Below are 21,118 nucleotides of genomic sequence, written 5' to 3'. Positions count from 1 at the left end.
TGTAAGGGGCGGAAAGAACAGACATGGCGTGATCCTCAACTTCTTGACTCCAAAATAGGAATCTCAGTTGGGTTTGTCAAATATACAATCGCCAATCTTTGTGTCTTGGATTCAGGCGTTTCGCTAAGGATCAGGGATGGGACGACGCGGACTATCACGTCGATGTTGAGCAACTTGCAAAAGACGGACTTAAGCAACATCGAGACAGCTAGCGGGTTTGTCAAATATATAATCGCCTATTTTTGGGTCCATTACAGGCGACCACACTAATGCAACATTTCACCACATCATGGAACGCCACCATCGCGTAAATTGAGTGGGCAGGTGAAATGCATAGTGATCCTGAAAACGAGACTGTTGAAAGCGCCAACCGCCTTCTCTCACGCGGTGAAGTGGCATCGATCTATGGTATCAGTAAGCGCTGGCTGGAGGTCGCTTCCAGCAAGGGACAGGGTCCTCCGGTTGTCAAGATCACCTCCAAGATGGTTCGTTACCGTGCCAGCGATGTTGATGCCTGGATTGAGAGTCTTGTCGACTACGGACCGGAAGGGTCGCTCTTACATGTCAGGCAGGGAGACCGGTAATGGGCAAGTCTTCCACCCATTCTACTTTTCAAAACCTTCTCACAGTCGCGCAGGTGAGCACTGTGCTTGGCTGTTCTGAAAAGACAGTTCAGCGCCGGATTGCGTCGGGTGATCTGCCTGTTATCCGGGATGGCGGCATGGTTCGGGTGCACCCCGATGACCTTGAACGCTACATCAGACTGCGGCGGGAAGGCTGACCCGTCATGTCCTCTAATGTATTGATGTGTCTTAGATTTGGTCGCCGTCGGGAAGCCGTCCCCCTCAGTTTGAGCGGAGGAAGATCTGGTACGGTTTCCCGAATCTGGCGTTTTGTCCCATCGTGTCTTCCCGAGGTCTCCCCTGTCCACAAGAATGGATCCCGACATGCAACATGATCGAAAATTCATCCCCGATGCCGAGGTCTTCACGCAAGCGCCCCGGATCACCCTGGCTGATGTCCTTGCCCGCGTTGAGAAAGAGTACACGGGCTCAGCATTGCGCGACACGCGCTCGGCGTTTCGCGCTCTGGAACGGCGCGTTGGCATCGATCTAGGCTGTGCTATCGCCACTCCGACAATCCTGCGGGACATCTTCTCGGGGTTGCGGCCGGTGAGCCTTGGCGTCGGCGAGAAACGCTTCGCCAACATCTGCTCGAGCGTGACACAGGCTGCGCGGCGCTATGGTCAGCCCCGGACCTGGATCACAAGCGAGATTGCGCCGGCGCCGGAATGGCAGGTTCTGCTGGATCAGATCGCCGATGACCAGCAGTATCGCTGGGGTCTCAGCCGACTGGCCTGCTATTGCTCGGTCAAAGGGATCGTTCCGGAGGCCGTGACTGTTGAGACTCTGCGCGGACTCTTTGCGGCGCTTGAGGCCGAAGCGGTCTCAAAAGACCCGCGCAACCTGCTCAAACGTACCATCTCCTGCTGGAACCACTGCCGCAGGTCCGTGCCTGGCTGGCCGAAAACAAGGCTGTCGTCGCCATTCAAGACAGCGCCTTACATGCTGACACTCGAGGCTTTTCCTGAGAGCTTCCAGCAGGACATTGGGAACTGGGAGACGCGGATGCGCAATCCTGATCCGCTTGACCCGAAAGCACCAGTGCGTGCGTGCCGGCCAGACACGCTGCAAGGTTATCGTTTCACCTTCCGTCGGCTGGCGACGGCGCTGGTCCGTTCCGGCCTGGTGCCGATGGAGCACGTAACCGGTCTGGACGTGTTCTTCACCGAGGAAAACTTCAAAGCTGCACTGCGGCCCTTTCTCAAGGGCGAGAGAGTCAAAACCGATGGATACGCCCATAAGATGGCAACGCAACTGCTCTCGGCGGGAAAACAGCATCTCGGACTGGACGAGAGCGAGCTGGCGCCTTTCCAAGCGATTGTCCAAAGACTGAAACCAGCGCATGGCCCGAGCATGGGCGAGCGCAATCGCGCGCTGCTGGCGCAGTTCGATGACGAGGCCGTTGTTGTGCGGCTGCTTGGCTTTCCACGGGAAGAACTGGGGCGGGCACTGAAGATTGCAAACCCAGTCCGGCGCGCCAAGGGCGTCGAGCGGGCACTGGCAATCTCGCTTGCGATTTTCACCGGGCTCAGGGTCAAGAACCTGCGGCAATTGCGGTTGGATCAGAACATCCGTCGCAGCGGGCATCGGGTGTTTGTCCGGATCGCGCAGGATGAGGCCAAAACCCATACGTCGCTGGAGTTGGAGCTGCCTTGCGAAACCATTGAGCTACTTGGCCTCTTTCTGGCCGAGCATCGCGGGCTTATTCCAGGAGCTGACAGCCCATATCTCTTTCCTGGTGGGACCGGGCTGGCGCGGTCCTACAGCGCCATGAGGGATGCGCTGAGCAAGCCGCTGTGGAGACATGCCGGCATCCGTCTGTCGCCGCATCTTTACCGGCACATCATCGCCAAGATCGTAGTGGAACGCCGACCTGAACTGGCACTGGATGTAAGTCGACGGCTTGGTCATAAATCGGTCAACACCACCTATCAGTCCTATCTTGGCACTGAAGGCCCGGCCGCCAGTCGGCGCATCAACACCTTGTTGACCGGTCTGCGTGACGATGGGGACAAAAGGCAATGACCCGCGGCTGGAGCAATCTGCCATTCGAGCATTGGCCGGAAGGTGATCGCGCCGAATGGGAGGCGCTGATGCGGAATGGCGATGTACTGGACGGATGCGGGGCGGGCGCGCGCTGGTCGGAAGCCACGCGCCGAACCAATCTCAAACACTACGCCGGATGGCTCGGGTGGCTGCAGGCAACAGGCGGTCTGGACTGGGCGGTCGCTCCTGCTGACCGCGTGACACCGTCACGGGTCAGAGCTTATGTCCGGGACCTGGGGCGCGCGGTCGCCCCTATTACGGTGTCATCCTATCTGCGGGATCTGAAAGTTGTGACCAAAGCGATGTCGCCGGACCGCGATTGTCGCTGGCTGATGGACATGACCTGCCGATTGAAATCCTGGGCGCAGCCTGTTCGAATTCGACGCCCGCAAGGTCTGCCTGCCCATGACATGTTCCGAACAGCCCTCGAAGAATTGGCTCGGCTGACCGAAAACGGCTTTCGGTCTCCCCGTGCGACACTTGCGTATCGCGACACGCTTCTGGTCGCAATGTTGATCTGCGCCCCGTTACGCCTCCGCAACCTCGCCATGATCCGCGTCGGCGAGCAGTTGGAAAAGCAAGGTGACGAATGGCATCTGCGATTCGCCGGTCACGAAACCAAGACCCACCAACCGTTGCACCTGGTGTTGCCAGATGCGCTTGAGTGCCATGTCGAAACGTATATGCGCCATGTGCGTCCGGCATTTCCTGGCGCGGAGCTCACTGATCGTCTCTGGATCAGTGCAAAGCGCGCGCCTATGGCAGAGACAACAATCTATGCCCGCGTCATGCGCACGTCCGAACGCCTCTTTGGCACAGCCGTCAATCCGCACACATTCCGGACCATTGCAGCTACCTTCCTCGCAGAATCATCCCCGGAAGACGCGCTGCGTGCACGACCGCTGTTGGGGCATCGGCGCAATGACACGACCGAGGCCCACTACATCATGGCCGACCAGATCCGAGCATCCCAAAAGGTCGCTGATGCATTGCTCGCAATCAGGGACGGTCCACTCAAGCATTCCGGGAACAGTGATCCGCCAGGCTGAAACGGCGCAGCAAGTGCTCCAAGGACGCCGACAACGTTAGTTCCGGTCGAGAGTGTAAGCGTACCAATCATTCCTGCGTTCTGTGGCGAAATCTCAAAGGGCGTTGACTGGGACGCGGATGAGGACGAAACCGCTCAATTGCAGTATCTGACCTCGCATCGCGAGATATGCGCAGAAGTTGGTGACGCGTGATCAGGCGGCGGTTTGAAGTTGACGAAGACCGTCGCGGAACTCATCCCCTTCGATGATCTGAGGGAGGCGGTTCCGGCCGTCGAGTTTGCGCCATTTTCCCTGCGCTGACATCATCAGCTTGAATGCCATGGCCACCTTCGCCGCGCTGTTCACGAGTGACCGGTTCGGGAAACAGCGCCATTCGCTGCGTGGCGCATGAACTGGAAAAACGCGGACGGAACGGACGTTGCTGTTGGCCAACTTTAACTCGCAATTTTCTCGTCCAGCCTAAAGCACCGAGTGGCGAAAAGATGCCCTTGGGCCGCCCGAGATACGGTCTCAAGCGGCCATGTGCTAAAGCGCAAACCAATTCGCTACCAAGCAAAGTTCACGAAAGGCTACGGCGCGATATTCTGATTGTGCCGGAAAAAGTTGTCCGGATCATACTGGCGCTTGAGTTTGAGCAGGCGGTCGTAGTTGCCTCCGTAGTTGTCCGCGACGCGCCCGATGTCGTCGTCGTCCATGAAGTTGATGTAGCCGCCAGTTTCAGAGTGCGGCGCGACAGCGTCGGAATAATCGCGCACCCATTTGGTGTGGGCGGAATCGTGGGCCGGATCGTCGGAGGCGGCAAGTACGACCATCGAGAAGTTCGCGTCCCGATGTCCGAAGGCGGTGGCGTCGGCGTCGACGTCATGGCAGGCACCATTGATCGGGTAGAGGTGCATAGTCGAGCTGACCGTGGGTGCGTTCGGTCCATGCTGCACGTGGGCTGCTATCGCCTCGTCGGTCAGGTCTTTCACGAAATTGCCCTTCCAGTATTGCCGGATGCCGGTCGGAAACAGCCCGTCGAATGCCGCGTTGATCGCCGGATAAGGCACCGGGCCGACGTGTTCGGCCTTGACCTCCGCGACGTCGTGGAAGGCCTTGAACTGCTTTTCACCTTCGGAGGGGTCGCCAGACCAGCACGCGACGATGGCGCAGAACATGTCGCCGTGCCGGTCTTCGGGGATGAACGGCAAGGGCGGCGCGATCTGGAAGGCCGGAAAGGCGCCCATTTCGCGGGGGGCGTCCTTGATGTATTCGCGGTAGAATTTGAAGATCGTTTCGGTGTCTTCGATCTCGTAGAACATCGGTCCCCAATAGACCGTCTCGACCGGTTGCAGTTTGTATTCGAACGAGGTCACGACGCCAAAGTTGCCGCCACCGCCGCGGATCGCCCAGAACAGGTCGGGGTTTTCGTCTTCGCTGGCGATCTGCATCTGCCCGTCGGCGGTCACGACGTCCGCGGAAATCAGGTTGTCGAGCGACAGGCCGCTCCCGCGCGAGAGGTATCCGATCCCGCCGCCAAGTGTGAGTCCGGCGATTCCGGTGGTTGAAATGATACCCCCGGTGGTCGCCAGACCGAACGCGTGGGTGGCGGTATTGAAGTCGCCCCAGGTCGCGCCGCCTTCGGCGCGGACGGTCTGCGCGCGGGGATCGACCCTGACGCCACGCATTCGCGACATATCCAGAACGACACCGCCATCGTTGGTGCCGAAGCCCGGACCGCTGTGGCCGCCGCCGCGGACTGACAGGTTGTGGCCGTTGTCGCGCGCGAAGTTGACGGTCGTCATGACGTCGCCCGCGTTCGTTGCCCGGACGATCACGGCGGGCCGTTTGTCGATCATGCCGTTGTGAACCTTGCGCGCCTCCTCAAAGGCGTCGTCGTCCGGGGAAATGACGTCTCCGTGAATCTGGTCCCGGAGTTCACTTGCTGTCTTGGCGCTCATCATAAGTCTCCCTTGTTTCAGTTGTCCCCGACCGTTGGGTCAAGGGTGGGTCGATTCCTGTGCAGAACGGATGCCGCGCTGGATGGGGCAAGTCTGGCCGAGGGGCCGTGGTCGTCTCTAGTCACGAAACTGAATCGGGCGATACAGAAACTGGACTTGGCCAGATGCACGTCTGTGTTAGGCTACAGGAACAAAAAAAGGGGGATACGATGTCACAAGCCGGATACAAGCAGTTCTGCCCGCTCGCCATGGCCGCCGAAGTGCTATGCACGCGGTGGACGATGGTTCTCGTGCGCGAGTTGATCGCGGGGTCGACTCGGTTCAACGATCTGCGACGCGGCGTGCCGAAGATGTCGCCGACGCTTCTGTCGCAGCGGTTGAAGGATCTGGAGGCTGCAGGTGTCGTCGAGAAGGTGGCCGTGCCGTCGGAGCGCGGCGTTTCTGAGTATCGTCTGACGAAAGCCGGGCGGGATCTGCACGACGTTGTGATTGCGATGGGAATGTGGGGTCAGAAATGGGTCGAGTCCTCGCTGTCCCTCGGAAACCTCGACGCATCATTGCTTATGTGGGACATGCGTCGAAATCTGAACCCCGACCCGCTGCCAAACAAGCGCACCGTTATTCAGTTTGTGTACCACGACCAACCGGCGTCAAAGCGTGATTGGTGGCTCGTCGTGGAGCCCAACGGCGACGTCGATCTTTGCTGGTCGGACCCCGGGTTCGAGGTTGATCTCTATGTGACAGTTGATCTTCGGACCATGACAGCAATCTGGATGGGAGTCGCCAAAGTCTCTGCAGAAGGGGAAATGTTTGAATTCAACGGCTCTCGCAGTATCGCCGATTCCATGCAGAGTTGGCTCGGACTGAGTCCTTTCGCGGTGCAAAAGAAACTCGTCGCCTAGCGTGGGCAAACCCACTGGCTGGTCTCTTTGCAACTTTCATTGGGATCGGCGTCTTGCCGGAAGGTAGATCCTAACCTGGTTCGACATCGGTCTCCTGTGGGCTCGAAGCTGCCTTGCGGCGGTGCAGGGAGAGGGCCGTTCCGGCGGCATTTTGAACGTCAACTTTCACATGAAGCCCCTGAAAATCTCACAGATGCGGAGAATGGCCGGTCTCCGCCCAATGTTCACCTGCTTCAACTGCATTGTCGAGAACACATGAACGAAGTAAGTGTCCAATCGCGCCCGAAATACGCCTGATGAGGTTCCTTGCTGTCCGATATCTGCTAAACTTCGGAAAAGAATGGCAAATCGGTACACATGAAACTCGCCTCAAAATCCTTCGTCGGGTTTCTGGTTGACCCTCTCGGCCGACATCCAAGGTGCCTAACACTGCAAGACAAGGGTATTGCGGCACGCGGGGCGGGGTCCCCCTGGATAGGGCTCGAACGCATCGCGACGCGCCCTTCAGTGAAGAAGGGCATTTTCTCGTCGTCGTTACTACTCGATCTCGGCGGCGGTCGGCATCTGACCTTGCCAGCGGTGGATGCCTCCGCGGCCAGAACCTTCGCAGATGCGGCTGCGACCGCCTGGACGGATTACAACCGGGCGGAGCTCGAAGCTGAGGAAGCTGCGGTCAAGCGCCTCCTGCAAGCGCTCGATGCGCTCAAGGTTCCGGATGTCTACCCAGCAGCATGCCATGTAGAACCATTGGTGCGCGATGCTGCTAACCTGAACAGCCGCGTGCTGTCCAAGCTGAATGCTGAAGCGGTTGGAAACAAGGTGATGTCCCGAATTGCCCCCATCAAGGCGTTCGCATCAGACCCGAATGCCGTCCGTGATGCGTCCATTGCAGAGTTCGTCGAGGCGCAGCTCGTCCGATGGAAAGATTTCTTCGACACGGTCGAATCCATGCCGCTGACACCGGAACAGCGCCTGTCGGTGGTCGTCGACGAGGACGCAACGTTGGTTCTGGCCGGCGCGGGGTCCGGCAAGACCAGCGTTATCACGGCCAAGGCCGCATACCTGGTGAAGGCGGAGATACGGAAGCCAAGCGAGCTCCTGCTCCTGGCCTTCGCCAAAGATGCTGCAACCGAGATGTCCGAGCGCATCGAGGCGCGGTGCGGGGTCCCCGTGGCGGCGCGCACCTTCCACGCATTGGCCTACGAGATCATCGGCGAAGTGGAAGGGGAGAAGCCCCCCTTGGCGCCGACCGCGACGGACGACAAGGCCTTCCTATCGCTCATGAAGGAGATCCTTCGGCACATCGTGGCGACCGCCAGTGACATCGCGCAGACCGTGATCGGATGGTTCGCCGGATTCTTCGACGACTTCCCGACAGAGTGGGACTTCAAGACGAAGCACGAATGGTATGCGCAGATCGAGAGCCGCAACCTGCGGACGCTGCAAGGGGAGACGGTGAACAGCTTCGAAGAGCTGCTGATCGCAAACTGGCTGTTCCGGAACGGCATCGCCTACGAATACGAGCCGAGCTACGAGCACAAGCTCCAGAAGACCGGGCGTCGCGTCTACACGCCAGATTTCCGGCTGACAGAAAGCGGCGTCTACATCGAGCATTTCGGCGTACGCAAGAAACGCGGCAGGGATGGTAAGGAGGAGTTGACGACGGCGCCCTATGTCGACCGCGATGAATACCTTGAGGGCATGGATTGGAAGCGGCAAGTCCATGCTGAGCACGAGACGATTCTGGTCGAAACCTACAGCTGGGAGCGTGAAGAGGGGCGACTGCTCGAGGCTCTTGCCGAAAAGCTCAAACCCCACGTCACGCTGCGGCCGATCCCAGACATCCAGATCTACGACCGTGTGGCCGAGGTCGGCGTGGTCGACAGCTTTACCTCGCTAATGGGCACCTTCCTGCGTCACTTCAAGAACGGCGGCTACCGGGCCGAGGACTGCTCCGACAAGGCGCAAACGCTGAAGATGGGGAAGCGTGCCGAAGCATTCCTGAAGATCTTCGGCGCCGTGTTCCGGGAGTATCAGGCGCGCCTGGGCGACCGGATCGACTTCGAGGACATGGTGAACCGCGCCACGGCCCTCGTCGAAAGCGGGCGCTATCAGAGCCCATTCCGACATATCCCCGTCGACGAGTTCCAGGATATCTCCACCGGGCGGGCGAAGCTGATCCAGGCCCTCAAGCGCCAGCATTCCGATGCCAAGGTGTTTGCCGTCGGCGATGACTGGCAGTCGATATACCGCTTTGCCGGGTCGGACATCCACATCATGCGGAACTTCGGCGCGGAGTTCGGGGGCACCTATGCAGGAGCCGCTGGTGTCCATCGCACCGTCGACCTCGGCCGGACCTTCCGATCCGTCGACAAGATCGCACTGGCCGCCTGTCGTTTCGTTCTGCGCAATCCGGCACAGATCACCAAGACGGTGATCCCCGCGGGCGAGACGGACGAGCCTTCGATCAGGATCGCCTGGACGCGCCGTGAAACTGGCGAGCAGACGTTGAACGAAGCCGTGTCTGCTCTTGCTGCCACTGACGGGAAGCCGTCCATCCTGATCCTCGGTCGATATCGGTTCCTGAGGCCGGATGTCGGTCGGCTACAGCGTCAAAACCCCGGGGCAACGATCACCGTCAAAACCATTCACGCATCGAAGGGCTTGGAGGCCGATCACGTCATCATACTCGGTGCCGACAACGCCAAGATGGGGTTCCCGTCGATGATCGTCGACGACCCACTGCTCAGCCTCGTCTCGCCCGAGGCCGAGCCATACTCGAATGCCGAAGAACGGCGCGTTATGTACGTCGCCATGACCCGGGCGCGGTGGACCGTGACCATCCTTGCATCCGAAGCGCGCCCCTCCGTCTTCGTCGAAGAGCTGATGAAAGAACCGGAGTTCGGCGTGGTCGTGCCTGCGGAAGCCCAGAAGCACACCCACATCTGTCCAAGTTGCGGTGGGCGCCTGCTGCATATGCCAGGCAAGGACGGTCGCGACTGGTATCGCTGCGAGCATGTGAAACTCTGCGGCAGTCGCATGCCGGCTTGTCCAGCTTGCGGTGTCGGCCTTCCAGTCCATTCCCAAACCAGTGGGGATCTGGTTTGCAGTGATTGCGGCGAGACGCAACGGGCCTGCCCCAGTTGCGAAGGGGGGTGGCTCGTAGAAAGGCGAGGCCGCTATGGAGCGTTTCTTGGCTGTGTCCGCTATCCAGACTGTGATGGCAAAGCCAAGCTCCAGAAAAGCGCGTGACATGAGTTGGGGTACGACCCAGCAGCTATTTGTACAGAATGGGATGAGTGCTCGCGGACAGCGCGTTGCGTGAATTCATAGTCGTCGCGGCATACGGCACGTCACCGTGCTCCCTGCGTCACGGAGCGCTGGCGCGCTCGGTCTTGAGCCGACGTTTCACACAGAAACCAAATGCTGCAGTGGCTTGTCGCATAGCGGAACTTCCTGGCACCGGCTTGTCATGTTCATCAATCGCTCGCGACGCCACTACACATGGTGCAAAGATTGCGAATGCGACCGGTATCAGTTGTAATGCGGGAACCATTCCAGATCAGAGGATCAAATGTGAGTCTCTTTGAGCAAAAGATTGAAGGTGTTCCGCAGTTTGTCAGCTATTTCTCACCGGTGCTGGAGGTGGTTCTTGATCTTGGGGGACAGGCTCGACCCAAGCAAGTCTTCGAAGAAATCGCGAAACGGCATGACGTCCCGCAAGATTTCCTGAGCCAGACCAACAAAAACGGGCAGCCAAAGTTCAACAACCGCGTTGCATGGGCAAGGTTCTATCGGGTCAAGGCCGGGCTTTTGTATTCCCCGAAGCGTGGAGTGTGGGCCTTAACCGAAGCCGGTCGATCGGCGAAAATGACCGATGAGCTCGCTGTGGATATCTTTCGGCGCGAGCATTCGGCACTCAAAGCTGACGAGGACGAAGATCAGGCACCAGAGGGCGAGATTGTTCCGGACGGAGTAAACTACTGGTTCGTCGGGGCTGCGTGGGACGAAGGCGATCAGACGCCGCGTTTTCTCGAAGAGGGCATCTGGCAGAACGGCTACGACGACAAGTTTTCCGAGCATGTCCGCCAGATGAAGCAAGGAGACCGGATCGCCATCAAGGCGACCTACACCCGCAAGCACGATGTGCCATTCGAGAACCGGGGGCGCGCCGTCAGTGCGATGAGCATCAAGGCGATCGGAACGATCACGGGCAATCGTGGCGATGGCAAGACCGTGGAGGTCAGTTGGCAGGAAGTTGATCCTCCACGCGAATGGTTCTTTTACACCTACCGAACGACAGTTGCCCGGGCGCGCTTTGAAGATGACGACATGGCTCGCCAACTCGTGGCATTCACTTTCGACGCAGCGGATCAGGACATTGGACGGTTCTTGGCACATCCCTATTGGGCTGAAAGATATGCCGAGAGACCCTCACGCCCGCGTCTTGATAATCGACATCTAACACGTGGTAGCCAGCGGACAGGAAAAACCCGTCATTGACCTGATGGTTCACGGCGCCGACGACTTGGCCTGTCTGTTCCGATCCCGCGTCGAAAACCTCCATAATCCGCATAGTCGATGTCAGACTACTTTCGGGGCAAGGAAGAATTCGCGCGAACAGCCTATCGGATCGTCGAAGGACCCAGTTGGTGACAGCGACAGGCTCGCCAAGCCTGCCACTCTAGCTCGTTCCTGATTGTGGCACGCGAAACTCATAAAACAAGGGGATGCAACCCTTCAGAAACAAGTTGCTCCTTCGCCCGTCCTCCGCTTTAGTTCGTGGCCTTGATACCGGGCGGCTGCCACTCCCCGTCCAGTGCCGCTTTAGCGGGCCAGTACAAGCGCATGACCATGTAGATCGGTCCGTCCGGTGCCGGAAGCCAGTTCGCCTTTTTCTTCGCGTCCGTCGGTTCTTCGCGTTGAATGTACAGTGTAAGCGATCCGTCTTCGTTCTGCTGCATGTCCGGCAGCATAGGGGAATTGATGAGGTATCGGTCGATGGGATTGTCCACGAGAAGCTGGGTCTTCCCGTCATACATCGTTACAGACCAGAAGGCATTTACGGGAGGAAACGCGTTTGCCGGAAAGGTCAGCGTGTAGTTGCTGCTGCTGCCATCCATATCCTTGCCGTTACCGTCCTGCCGGGTGAGCGGATAGAACGCTTCTGCGGAATCGTTGCCATAAAGGCCGACAAGGGCGGCCGCCGCCCGCATCAGGTAGTCGTCCTTCAGCATCGCGCGGTTACCGAACAGCCCTTGGGAGATTTGCCAGCCGTTGACCACTTTGCCTACGTCAGCTTTCTTTGCTTCGGCCTTCTTGGCACCAGCCTCCAAGCCTTCGGTGATCGCGGATTTAACGTCGTCGGAGAGTTCGACGGAGGGAAAGGGCTTGCCCGGCTCAATCCCTATTCGTGCAAACCGCTCGCGCAGCGGTTTTTCCACTTCAGCTTCGCCGATTGCTGGTGCGAATTGCAGGATGAAGGCCAGATAGCTCAGCGGGTCCTTTTTCGCAGTATCCTTGTCGAATTTCATCCAATCCACTGCCGGTGCCGGTGCCGGCGCTTCGGTCTTCGCGAATTTCGACAGTGTCGAAACCTTGTAGCCTGCCTGCACGCCCTTGGCGGCCGCAAGATCTGAGGGACCAAAGACCTGAGTGCGAAAGTTGGCGAATCCGAACTCGGTGCTGGAGTGAATGACCTTGTCGATCCCCGCCGGCTTGTCGCCGCTCCAGCGGGGGCCGGCGATCGCATAACAGCCGGCACCGTTGCCCGTTGTCCGGCTTCCGATGTATCCGTAGTTGTAGGTGTAGAGGTTGACGAGCTGAACGGAATAGTACCTGGATTTCTCGATTTCAGGCACACAGATAACCACCGGCTCGGCACGCAGGTCCATCCAGATGAAGGAATAGATCGTGTCGCTGTTCGGCGTCACGATGGCGGTGTCTTTCGGCGATGCCAAGTGAGCTTCGTTCTTGATCTGGTTGAACGGCGCCTTGTACTGGCTGCTCTCCTGATCGATCGCGAACTGGTACATCACGCTGTAATTCATCAGCATCGGCAGTCCGTAAATCGCGGCCTCCTCAGCGATGGCCTTGGCTTCCTTCGGTGTCACGGCTTGCTGAGCGGCAGCCGGGCCGGGCAGAAGGCCCGTTGCTGCCGCGCCAAGTCCAATCGCCAATGCCGAAACGTGCTTGCGAAGCTTCATCAGGATACTCCTGTCATTTGAAAATTCCCGCGTCTTGACCAGAAAAAACAGGCGGATCCATCCCGCCGGCGGCTCTCATTTCTTGACCGCTTCGACGGACGGAAAGACGAAACTTCCATCCAGAATTGCCTGCTCCGGTTCGTAAAGGCGAACGCCGTAGTTCCACCCCTTCATGATCGGCAGACAGTTGACGCGCCCGTCATCGCATCCGCCAAAGTGGATCGTGATCGAACCATCCTGGTTCTTGGTCGCGTTCACGCTGTTGAAATTATAGGCGCCCTGCTTGTTCTTCTGAAAATAGCCCTTGTCGTTGTAGAGGCTGACGGACCAAAACGCCCGGACAGGAACGTCTTTCGCGGTCAGCTGGTATTCGCCGACCGGCAGCCCCGGATTTACGTTCAGGTAGAACGCATGCTTCTGCGGCAAGCCTCCAAATCCAACCGCCGTTCCAATGAGATGCCCGATCGGAGTGGTGTCTTCCTTTGATCCAAACCACCCTTTGGAATCGGGGACGCCCTTGCCGAGTTCAAGCAGGGCGTCGAGTGTGGCCTTGTAACTGGCCTGGTCATAGTCTTGTGCTTGGAAAGGATTGGCCGATTTTGCCTCGACCTTGATCCCGTCCTGTAGATCATGAACCGCCTTGATGTCGTCCGCCGAGTTGGAATCAACCAAGGTACGGATTCCAATCCAGACATGATCGGATCCGAATTGCTCTTTCGTCAGTTCGTGAATGCCGGAGTCAAGATAGACGGCGTTAATATAATTGTCTTCGTTCACGACCATCATCGAGCGATATCGCTTTCCGGCGTCGGGTAACGTGACCGTCGCGCCCTCGCTGATATCAACGACAATGAAACTGTAGAGCGTGTCTCGATTCATTCGGATCGTGGGCTGATTGTCGACGGGCACAGGCTCGCGTTCGTTGAGGACCTTGTTCACGCCACCAGCCTGTTTCTGGTAGGTCGCAAACTGCATGGCGGTCTGCGCGGTGATGTAGTTCATCACGTTGACTTTCACCGGATCGGCCTGCGCTGTAGCCCCGGCAATCGCAATGGCACAGGCGTAGATGGTGGCAGAGCTGAACAATCTCATGTGGGTGTACTCACTTCACTTGCTTCAATCTGGTCGCGGCAATGAAAATGCCAAACGGGAGATTTGCGGGTGTGCGGTGCAAATCCGGATCACTCGCATCAGGTAATAGAGGCTGGTTGCCCCCCCGATCTTAGCTCCGTCGTCGCCGGCATTTCCTACCATTTCGCGCCAAATGCATCTTTCGCACTGACCTATTTTCGGCACGGACCGTTCATAGGCGGGCTGGCGCCCATCGCACGGCATCGAGCCAACGTGCCGATCACCTGTGGGATAGAGATTTTCTGTACTCACGGGGGCTTATACCGGCCATCCGGCGAAAGGCGCGCGAAAAATGCTCCGGGTTTTCATAGCCGGTTTCGTAAGCGATCTCGATGATTTTCGCCGTGCTGTTACTGAGCAGCGCTGCAGCGGTCTCGTACCGGACTTCCGCGAGGACTTCGGAATAACTGCGGTCGAGGCGCGCAAGCTTGCGTTGAAAGCTCCGCCGGCTCATTCCAGACCATTCGGCCGCAAGGCAGACCCCAGGCGATGCCCCTGCCAGATGCGGTCTGATCGCCTTTTTCAGAAAGGACACGAGATTCTCCGGCATCCCTGCACGACCGGGATCTTGCGTCGCTGAATCGGCGTCGGCACATGGTCGCGCCAGAATATCGAGCGGGACAAGGATCGAGGTGTTCGGCTGGGCGAACAGCATGCGGGCGTTGCCAAAGGATTCCCGCGCCAGAGGCGAACATTTCTCGCCCGAGATGAATGTCACCTCGGGCGGGCACCATCCCGAACCGGCAACGCTGCGCACGATCGAGACCATTCCCTGAATCTGGAGCCATTCCGAATAGGCAAGCGCATCGCTGCCCCTGAAGTCTTCGAGATTGCAGATAACGCGCAGAAACCCTGACCGTCGGATGACAGCGGAGCGGAGCGCGCCATCCTCAACCCGGTCGAACCGCAACACCTGTCGCAACCGTTGCAGACCATTCGGGGCAGCCAGGAGGGCGCGCTGGAAGGCCGGGCTCAAAGTCGAAAGGTCGGATTTCTGAGCTGCCAGAAAGCCGAGTTCGATCACGCTCGCGTCGCGACTTGCCTTGGAAACAAAGTCAAGAACGCGCGGGACGCAAAGATATTGCTCTTGATCCTCTTCCGAAAACGGCGGAAGGCCAGCGGCTGCCAGATGACGATTGACTGGTGCACCCATCTTGTGCAGCACATCAGCGTAGACCTTCAGATGGGCTGCTCGGACAAAAGGGGTTTTCATTGTTTGCAGTTCACCGGCGAACGACTTGAAACATAGGTTTCAACATAAGCCGCAAAAAAACAAGGTTTCCAGACTGTTGGATCGCATTGAATTGCAAGTTTTTTTTTGATATGTTTGTTGGTTGCGGGCCAAGGCCCAATCGGATGACGTTCATGGATCGGCTTTGTACGAGCCAGCCAACCAGACCCGGTAGCAGGCTTCCATAGGGTGACGCCCTGAGAAATGGCGCCACCCGGGCGGATCCTAGTCGCTCGCACGTTTCATGGCGTCTTCTAGCCGCTTGCGGTCCGCATCGCTCAGCTTCGGCGGATCTACTGCGATCGTCAGCTTGTCGAGCTTGGCGGTCAAGGCAAACGGAGGCTTGTAGTCATCGTCGTTCACGCCTGTCAGCGTATCGGACCCGATGTCAAAAGCCTCATCCCATTGCAGAATGACGGGTATGGTCTTGTCCAGCTTCTTGCTGTCCACCGTCTCGCCATTTACCTTCAGGGTGCCCGTCCCGGCCTGTCCAAGTCCCGACATGCTGTTGTAAGCCAGCGTCTGACCTCCCAGCCCTTCGTATTCGAAGTCGAACTCGATGGTGTGCTTGCCGGCGGGGAGCGCTTCGCTGCCTTGCCACTTAACCCGGTTCAGGTCGAGCATGTTCCACAAGAACACCGGCTTGCTGTCGAGCAGGTAGAAACCATAGCCGGTGAAGCGGCCGCCGGAGGTCAGGATCATGCCCTCGGCGCCGCCTTCGGGTACCTCGATCTCGGCCGTGATCGTGTACGAGGTATTCAGGATTGACGGCGAGTCCCCCTGCGGCAGGCCGGTCATTGGCCGGGTGTAGACGAACTCCTTGCGCCCGGCCGTGATGTTGGGGCGGGGTTGCGCGAGACGCGTCGTAAAGGAGGCATCCATGGGGAACACTTGATACTTTGCCGCTTCGCGAATGAAGGTCTGCCGCATGTCCCGCACCCGGTCCGGGTGGTCCTTTGCGATGTTGTTGGCTTGCGCCGGGTCCGTGGTCAGATTGTAGAGCTCGAACACCTGATTGTTGAGGGGATCGGGATTTGGCGAAGCGTTCGATACCCACGGGGCCCGGTTGACCTCGGTGGCCAGAAACCATCCATCCTGCCAGAGCGCCCATTGGCCCATCATCTCGAAATACTGGGTATCCCGCGGCGGATCGGCCTTGGCGTTCTCGGCATCGAATAGATAGGCAAAGCTTTCGCCATCCAGCGGTGCCTGGGGGATGCCATCGACGGTCTGAGGGGCGTCGACACCGACTACATCCAGGATTGTGGGCATCACATCGATGACATGCAGAAACTGGTCACGCCGCGTACCCTTGTCAGAGATCCCGTTCGGCCATGACACAACCATGTTCTGCTTGATCCCGCCCAGCTGCGAGGCATTCTGCTTGAACCACGGGAAAGGCGTGTCGAACGCCCAGGACCAGCCGGCAGACATGTGGTTATAGGTGTGCTCGCTTCCCCATTCGTCATAGAGTTCCAGTTGCTTCTCGACGGGAATTTCCGTCACGCCGTTGAAGAACGCGACCTCGTTCGGTGTTCCAAGCAAGCCGCCTTCTGCACTCGTTCCGTTGTCGCCGTTGATGTAGATGATCAGCGTGTTGTCGTATTCGCCGATGTCCTTCAACGCCTGTATGATGCGTCCTATCTCGTGATCCGAGTAAGCCGAATAGGCCGCGAACACCTCGACCTGCCGGATAAAAAGCTTCTTTTCATCGTCGCTCAACTGCTGCCAATCCTTGATCGTGTCGGATGGCCAGGGGTTCATCTGAAGGTCGTCCGGAAACAACCCCAGGTTCTTCTGGTTCGCGAAGATCTGGTCCTGCAGGGCGTTCCAGCCGTCATCGAAGAGACCCATCGCTTCGATCTTCTCGATCCACTCCGGCGTGGGATGATGCGGGGCGTGCGTGGCGCCTGGCGCGTATTTGACGAAGAACGGCTTTGATGGATTGATCTGATTCATCTGCGTGATCCAGCCGATCGCGTCATCGGCCATACCGGTCACCAGGTTCCAACCGGGTTGGTCCCGGAACGGGTAGATCGGTGTGGTGTTGCGATAGAGATTGGGCTGCCACTGGTTGGCATCCCCCCCGACGAACCCATAAAAATACTCGAATCCCAGCCCGGTCGGCCATTGGTCGAACGGACCGGATTGGCTTGCGGCGAAGGACGGCGTGTTGTGGTTCTTCCCAAACCACGACGTGCTGAACCCATTGTCCCGCAGCACCCGCCCGACGGTCGCTTTGTCCTTTGTTATGATGCTGTTGTAGCCTGGGAAGCCGGTCGCCTGTTCGGAAATGACGCCAAAGCCCACATTGTGGTGGTTTCGCCCGGTGATCAAAGCCGCGCGGGTCGGCGAGCACAGCGCCGTCGAATGGATATTGGTGAAGGCAATGCCGTCCTGGGCCAGCGCATCCATCGTGGGATAGGGCACGACTCCGCCGAAAGTGCTCGGCACTCCGAAGCCGGAATCGTCGGTCATGATCAACAGCACATTGGGAGCGCTTTCGGGCGGGACAACACGCGGCGCCCACCATGTTTTCGAGCCGGCAGCATTGGTTTCGATCTGTCCGCCAAAGATCGGCGTCGGCGGTGGCAACTGATTGCCCGGGATTGTGGCCGTCGCCGAAGGCGATCCCGGCTCGCCGGTGCTGTTCTGGGCGCTGGCCGTAGCGACAGCGAATAAGGAGAGGGAAAACCCAGCAGTGAGACCAAGTAGTGTCGGATGAAGGCGGCGGCGCATTTTTAGCTCCTGATGGACCAAGGTTCCGTGATCATCTTAGCCGATTCCCGAACGAGAATTTGACCGAGCGCGCCAAATTGGCTTCTATGAACCAGTTGGTGGCGAGGGATCACTTGATCTCCGATGTTGTCGGCCACGGCGCAAAGGGCGGATCTTCATGCCAAACATGATCCCTTTGATTCAGCCCGTGGCATTGAGCCCTGTTCTGAACTGGATGGGCAAAAATGGCATCGCCCACGACCGTTACATCCTGAAAGCGGGCCTGTCTCTGCATCTGCTGGATGAACCCACCCGGCCGATCCCGCTGCTCGCCGCGGTTCGCATTCTGATGGACTTGACCCGTGAGTATGGGCCAAATGTCGGGACACTCTCGGTATCCGAGCACAGCGTTGCGAGCCTGGGCCTGCTCGGTCGCGCCACACTGGACTCGGAAACGCCACGCCAGGCGCTGCTGCGTATGGCGCAGGCCTACGCGGTTCACTCGTCACATGAGATCTTCCATATGCAGCCGCATCAAGCCGGTGCCACGATCTATCACAGGTTCATGGCTCCGATGGACGACGAGAGCCTGCATACATGCCAGCAATATGTGCTGGCAATGGTACGCTCCATCGTGTTGGGTGATAGGCAGATCGAGCGACCATTATCTGCCATATCGATGGTTCCTCACCGCGCGCATGGCTTTGCGCATTTCCAGGAAATTCACGGTGTCGGGATCAAGTCGGCCAGGGACCGCGTGCTGCGGATCGAAATCCCGGCATCCGTCCTCGACAAGCCGTATGACTGGCGCTGGAAGTTGCAAAAGAATAAGACGGGCAAACACACGCCGATCAATGGCGACGGCACGCTGACGTCGTCGCTTCGAGCGACCCTGCCCACGATGCTCCACGATGGCACACCAACTGTCGCAGAACTCGCGGAACTTGCGGGTACCAGCCCGCGAACACTTCAACGCCGTCTCGCTGCGGAAGGAGTGACGTTGAGCAGCTTGATCGATCAAACGCGGCGCGACACGGCACTGCAAAAACTGACGAAGGGTGAGGAATCCATTGGCGCAATCTCTGCAGACCTGGGTTTCAGCGCACAGTCGAGCCTGTCCCGCGCAATGCGTCGGTGGACATCCGACACACCGAGCGGCGTGCGTCGGTCGTAGGACAATCCGCTTGATATACCCACGCGACCTGAAGCCCTTTCAGTGGTCGCGAATTGAGGAGGGCAGACAAGCCGTGAAGGGTAGTCGCAAAACTATGAAACCCAGTCCCGCGATTCGAGCTTTCATGCAAAACGCTTCGAAATACGGCTTCGGCCAAGATGTTTTTCCCTTCACCGGCGCTGTGAATCAACGGTACGATCGCTGAAGCGGCCAGGCGTTCGATTTGTCGGAGCGACACATACCGGCTGCCCTAAGTGACGCAGATCCCGCTGGGATGCCCACACGACGCGCAAACCTTTGCTGTTGCGGCAAACAGGGGGCAGCTATCCTGCACTTGTGAGGATCGGGTCTTAATGGTCTGGCATGATCTAGGGTTGTTCAAACGGCGCTGACACCCAATTTGCGTGAACACCGTGAGACCATGCTAGTGTCCATCCTCGCAGAAACGATTCCCGGAAGACTGAGTGGATCTGATGAACGAGACCTTTCTGGCTGCCATCGTCATCATCGCGAGCACGGTGGTCGTAGCCCTGCTGTTTTATCGGGTGTCCCACTGGTTGGTTGGGCCGAAGCCTGAAACTGCTTCCAAGGAACTGTCGGGTTCAATACTCGGTCGGGTTTCTGCGCTGCATGCGTTGATACTCGGACTGGTCTTTGCGCAACTGGCGCTGGACTATCGGGTTTTGCAGAAGGATCTCGGATCCGAAGCCGACACGGTCATACAGATTGTCACGGATGCCCGGTTGCACGGTGGAGAAGGAGCGGACGGCATTATCTCTGGAACCAAGGATTATGTCGATGCTGTCGTAAATCACGAATGGCAGGATTTTGCCTCAGCCAAGGCCGAAGGGTCTGCCGGGCGCGTTGCTTGGTTGAAGATCTACAAACAGACACTGAACCTAAACTCGGAAACTGCCGTCCAAAAAATGCTGCACGACAATCTTGTGGCCAAGGCAAGGGCGTTGGAGACCCTACGGAACAAGCGCCTGAATATTGCTGGCGGTTCAAACCAGATCGCATTCTGGTTCGCGGCAATCGCGGGGCTGGTCATTATCTCCGTCAGTTACTTCGCCTTCGCGCCTTCTGGTGTCAATCTCGCGTTTGTTTCCTTGTTCGGTGCATACAATGGAATTACCCTGTTCCTGATCTACGCGCTTGTGAATCCCTACGTGGCACCTGGTGCTATCCAGCCGGATGTGCTGATCCATGCGAGCTCACTAATTGGTCAGTAGATTTATTCATTTAGGAAATGCGTGACGGATGGGAATCTGAAAGGGGCAGGGCCGCTAAAAAAATGCGTCGAAACCGTTTGTGGGCTACTTCGGAGAACAGGCACGTCACTTGAAAACGCGCGCCCCAGCCGTCGGGGCCGAATTCGGGACTCTCGGCCCAGTACCGGGCGCCAAGGCTGAGCTGTACCGGCTGATCGCCAAGTTTCACGACCTGCCCGACCGTGAAGTTGATCGGTACTGACCAGTCCTCGGTCTCCCAGTTATAGGTGCTTTCGGTGTTGATCGTGAACGAGGTGGCCTTGGGTGTCGTGTAGGACAGGAACGGCTGCAGGAAGGTGCCCGACTGTTTGCCATACCGGTCATTGTCGCTTATCGACCAGAGATGGTTGGCCAGCGCGCCGACAGTCCAGGGGCCGGATTGTTTCAGCACCACACCAGTTACGCCGGCGCCCCATTGGTCGGGAGCAATGTCATCGCTCGCCGTAGGGATCTGGATCACCGGACCGATCCCCCAGACCAAGCCGCCCTTGGTCGGGGACTTTGGCGAGAAGAAGAAGCTCTGTGTGATGTTGCCAATTCCGGATTGACCGCCCGCCTCCGGAACGACCCCGTCCTGGTCGACCAGCGGTATGATAGTGCGCGAGATCAGATTCCAGTTCGGGCTGATCGAGATCGGGATCACCGGCTGAATGTTGAGATAGCTCTGCTGCCCCTGCCCATTGGGGCCACATCCATCATTGTAATTTTATTGCAACGGCACGCTGATCAGATGTAAGCGCCTCGGCGATCCCCTACGCGGCGCGGCTTGACGCGGCCGCAAAGTTCCAGGGCATGAGATCGTCGATGCGGCTTCTGGGATGACCGTC

15 protein-coding genes and 1 pseudogene are annotated in these 21,118 nt (G+C 58.4%); 9 read left to right on the top strand and 7 right to left on the bottom strand.

Features of this window, described 5'->3' with window-relative positions; translation table 11 throughout:
* Nucleotides 1-329 precede the first annotated feature (329 nt).
* The 4 genes from BMX57_RS21075 (at nucleotide 330) to BMX57_RS19860 (ending at nucleotide 3,718) form a co-directional block, all read left to right on the top strand.
* A complete protein-coding gene (locus tag BMX57_RS21075) occupies nucleotides 330-584 on the top strand; it encodes a helix-turn-helix transcriptional regulator (RefSeq protein ID WP_092371547.1) in 255 nt (84 codons plus the stop codon).
* Entirely contained in the window at nucleotides 584-781 is a 198-nt protein-coding gene (locus BMX57_RS19870) for a helix-turn-helix domain-containing protein (RefSeq protein ID WP_092371544.1), read from the top strand. Before BMX57_RS21075 ends, BMX57_RS19870 begins: the two co-directional genes overlap by 1 nt.
* A gap of 166 nt (nucleotides 782-947) precedes the next feature.
* A complete protein-coding gene (locus BMX57_RS19865; RefSeq protein ID WP_177175517.1) occupies nucleotides 948-2,648 on the top strand; it encodes a site-specific integrase in 1,701 nt (566 codons plus the stop codon).
* A complete protein-coding gene (locus BMX57_RS19860; protein ID WP_092371538.1) occupies nucleotides 2,645-3,718 on the top strand; it encodes a site-specific integrase in 1,074 nt (357 codons plus the stop codon). Before BMX57_RS19865 ends, BMX57_RS19860 begins: the two co-directional genes overlap by 4 nt.
* Before the next feature lie 192 nt (nucleotides 3,719-3,910).
* On the opposite strand, the pseudogene BMX57_RS20535 reads toward BMX57_RS19860, so the two are convergent.
* Together BMX57_RS20535 and BMX57_RS19855 are read right to left on the bottom strand one after the other, a co-directional pair.
* Nucleotides 3,911-4,045: pseudogene (locus BMX57_RS20535) on the bottom strand (IS256 family transposase); the annotation flags it as partial.
* 242 nt (nucleotides 4,046-4,287) lie between these two features.
* A complete protein-coding gene (locus tag BMX57_RS19855) occupies nucleotides 4,288-5,658 on the bottom strand; it encodes an FAD-binding oxidoreductase (RefSeq protein WP_092371553.1) in 1,371 nt (456 codons plus the stop codon).
* A gap of 209 nt (nucleotides 5,659-5,867) precedes the next feature.
* Between BMX57_RS19855 and BMX57_RS19850 the strand changes: the two genes are divergently transcribed.
* The 3 genes from BMX57_RS19850 to BMX57_RS19840 all read left to right on the top strand — a co-directional run bounded on the left by BMX57_RS19850 (nucleotide 5,868) and on the right by BMX57_RS19840 (nucleotide 11,063).
* Nucleotides 5,868-6,560: a winged helix-turn-helix transcriptional regulator gene (locus BMX57_RS19850; RefSeq protein WP_092371535.1), complete on the top strand. Its 693-nt coding sequence runs from the start codon at nucleotides 5,868-5,870 to the stop codon at nucleotides 6,558-6,560.
* Between the two features lie 579 nt (nucleotides 6,561-7,139).
* Nucleotides 7,140-9,812: a UvrD-helicase domain-containing protein gene (locus BMX57_RS19845; RefSeq protein ID WP_092371550.1), complete on the top strand. Its 2,673-nt coding sequence runs from the start codon at nucleotides 7,140-7,142 to the stop codon at nucleotides 9,810-9,812.
* Nucleotides 9,813-10,136: 324 nt separating this feature from the next.
* Nucleotides 10,137-11,063: a winged helix-turn-helix domain-containing protein gene (locus BMX57_RS19840; RefSeq protein ID WP_177175516.1), complete on the top strand. Its 927-nt coding sequence runs from the start codon at nucleotides 10,137-10,139 to the stop codon at nucleotides 11,061-11,063.
* 272 nt (nucleotides 11,064-11,335) lie between these two features.
* On the opposite strand, the gene BMX57_RS19835 is transcribed toward BMX57_RS19840, so the two are convergent.
* From BMX57_RS19835 to BMX57_RS19820, 4 genes are all read right to left on the bottom strand, one after another.
* Nucleotides 11,336-12,766: a DUF1254 domain-containing protein gene (locus BMX57_RS19835; RefSeq protein ID WP_092371529.1), complete on the bottom strand. Its 1,431-nt coding sequence runs from the start codon at nucleotides 12,764-12,766 to the stop codon at nucleotides 11,336-11,338.
* A 75-nt stretch (nucleotides 12,767-12,841) separates the two neighbouring features.
* A complete protein-coding gene (locus BMX57_RS19830) occupies nucleotides 12,842-13,858 on the bottom strand; it encodes a DUF1214 domain-containing protein (RefSeq protein ID WP_092371526.1) in 1,017 nt (338 codons plus the stop codon).
* 259 nt (nucleotides 13,859-14,117) lie between these two features.
* Nucleotides 14,118-15,110 carry an AraC family transcriptional regulator gene (locus tag BMX57_RS19825; protein ID WP_092371523.1) on the bottom strand — a complete coding sequence of 331 codons (993 nt, stop codon included), beginning with the start codon at nucleotides 15,108-15,110 and terminating at the stop codon, nucleotides 14,118-14,120.
* Nucleotides 15,111-15,353: 243 nt separating this feature from the next.
* On the bottom strand, nucleotides 15,354-17,867 hold the full coding sequence (locus BMX57_RS19820; protein WP_092371521.1) for an arylsulfatase: 2,514 nt from the start codon (nucleotides 17,865-17,867) through the stop codon (nucleotides 15,354-15,356).
* 157 nt (nucleotides 17,868-18,024) lie between these two features.
* On the opposite strand from BMX57_RS19820, the gene BMX57_RS19815 reads away from it, so the two are divergent.
* Together BMX57_RS19815 and BMX57_RS19810 are read left to right on the top strand one after the other, a co-directional pair.
* On the top strand, nucleotides 18,025-19,020 hold the full coding sequence (locus BMX57_RS19815; RefSeq protein ID WP_092371519.1) for an AraC family transcriptional regulator: 996 nt from the start codon (nucleotides 18,025-18,027) through the stop codon (nucleotides 19,018-19,020).
* Nucleotides 19,021-19,493: 473 nt separating this feature from the next.
* Nucleotides 19,494-20,252 (top strand): bestrophin-like domain, encoded by a 759-nt coding sequence (locus BMX57_RS19810; RefSeq protein ID WP_177175515.1) that lies wholly within the window; start codon nucleotides 19,494-19,496, stop codon nucleotides 20,250-20,252.
* Nucleotides 20,253-20,262: 10 nt separating this feature from the next.
* On the opposite strand, the gene BMX57_RS19805 is transcribed toward BMX57_RS19810, so the two are convergent.
* Nucleotides 20,263-20,934 (bottom strand): hypothetical protein, encoded by a 672-nt coding sequence (locus BMX57_RS19805; protein WP_092371513.1) that lies wholly within the window; start codon nucleotides 20,932-20,934, stop codon nucleotides 20,263-20,265.
* Nucleotides 20,935-21,118: the final 184 nt, after the last annotated feature.

This window comes from Cribrihabitans marinus, from assembly GCF_900109035.1.
GTDB lineage: Bacteria > Pseudomonadota > Alphaproteobacteria > Rhodobacterales > Rhodobacteraceae > Cribrihabitans > Cribrihabitans marinus.
The sequence above is the reverse complement of the archived record's forward strand: the minus strand, read 5'-3'. Positions and strand labels throughout refer to the sequence as shown.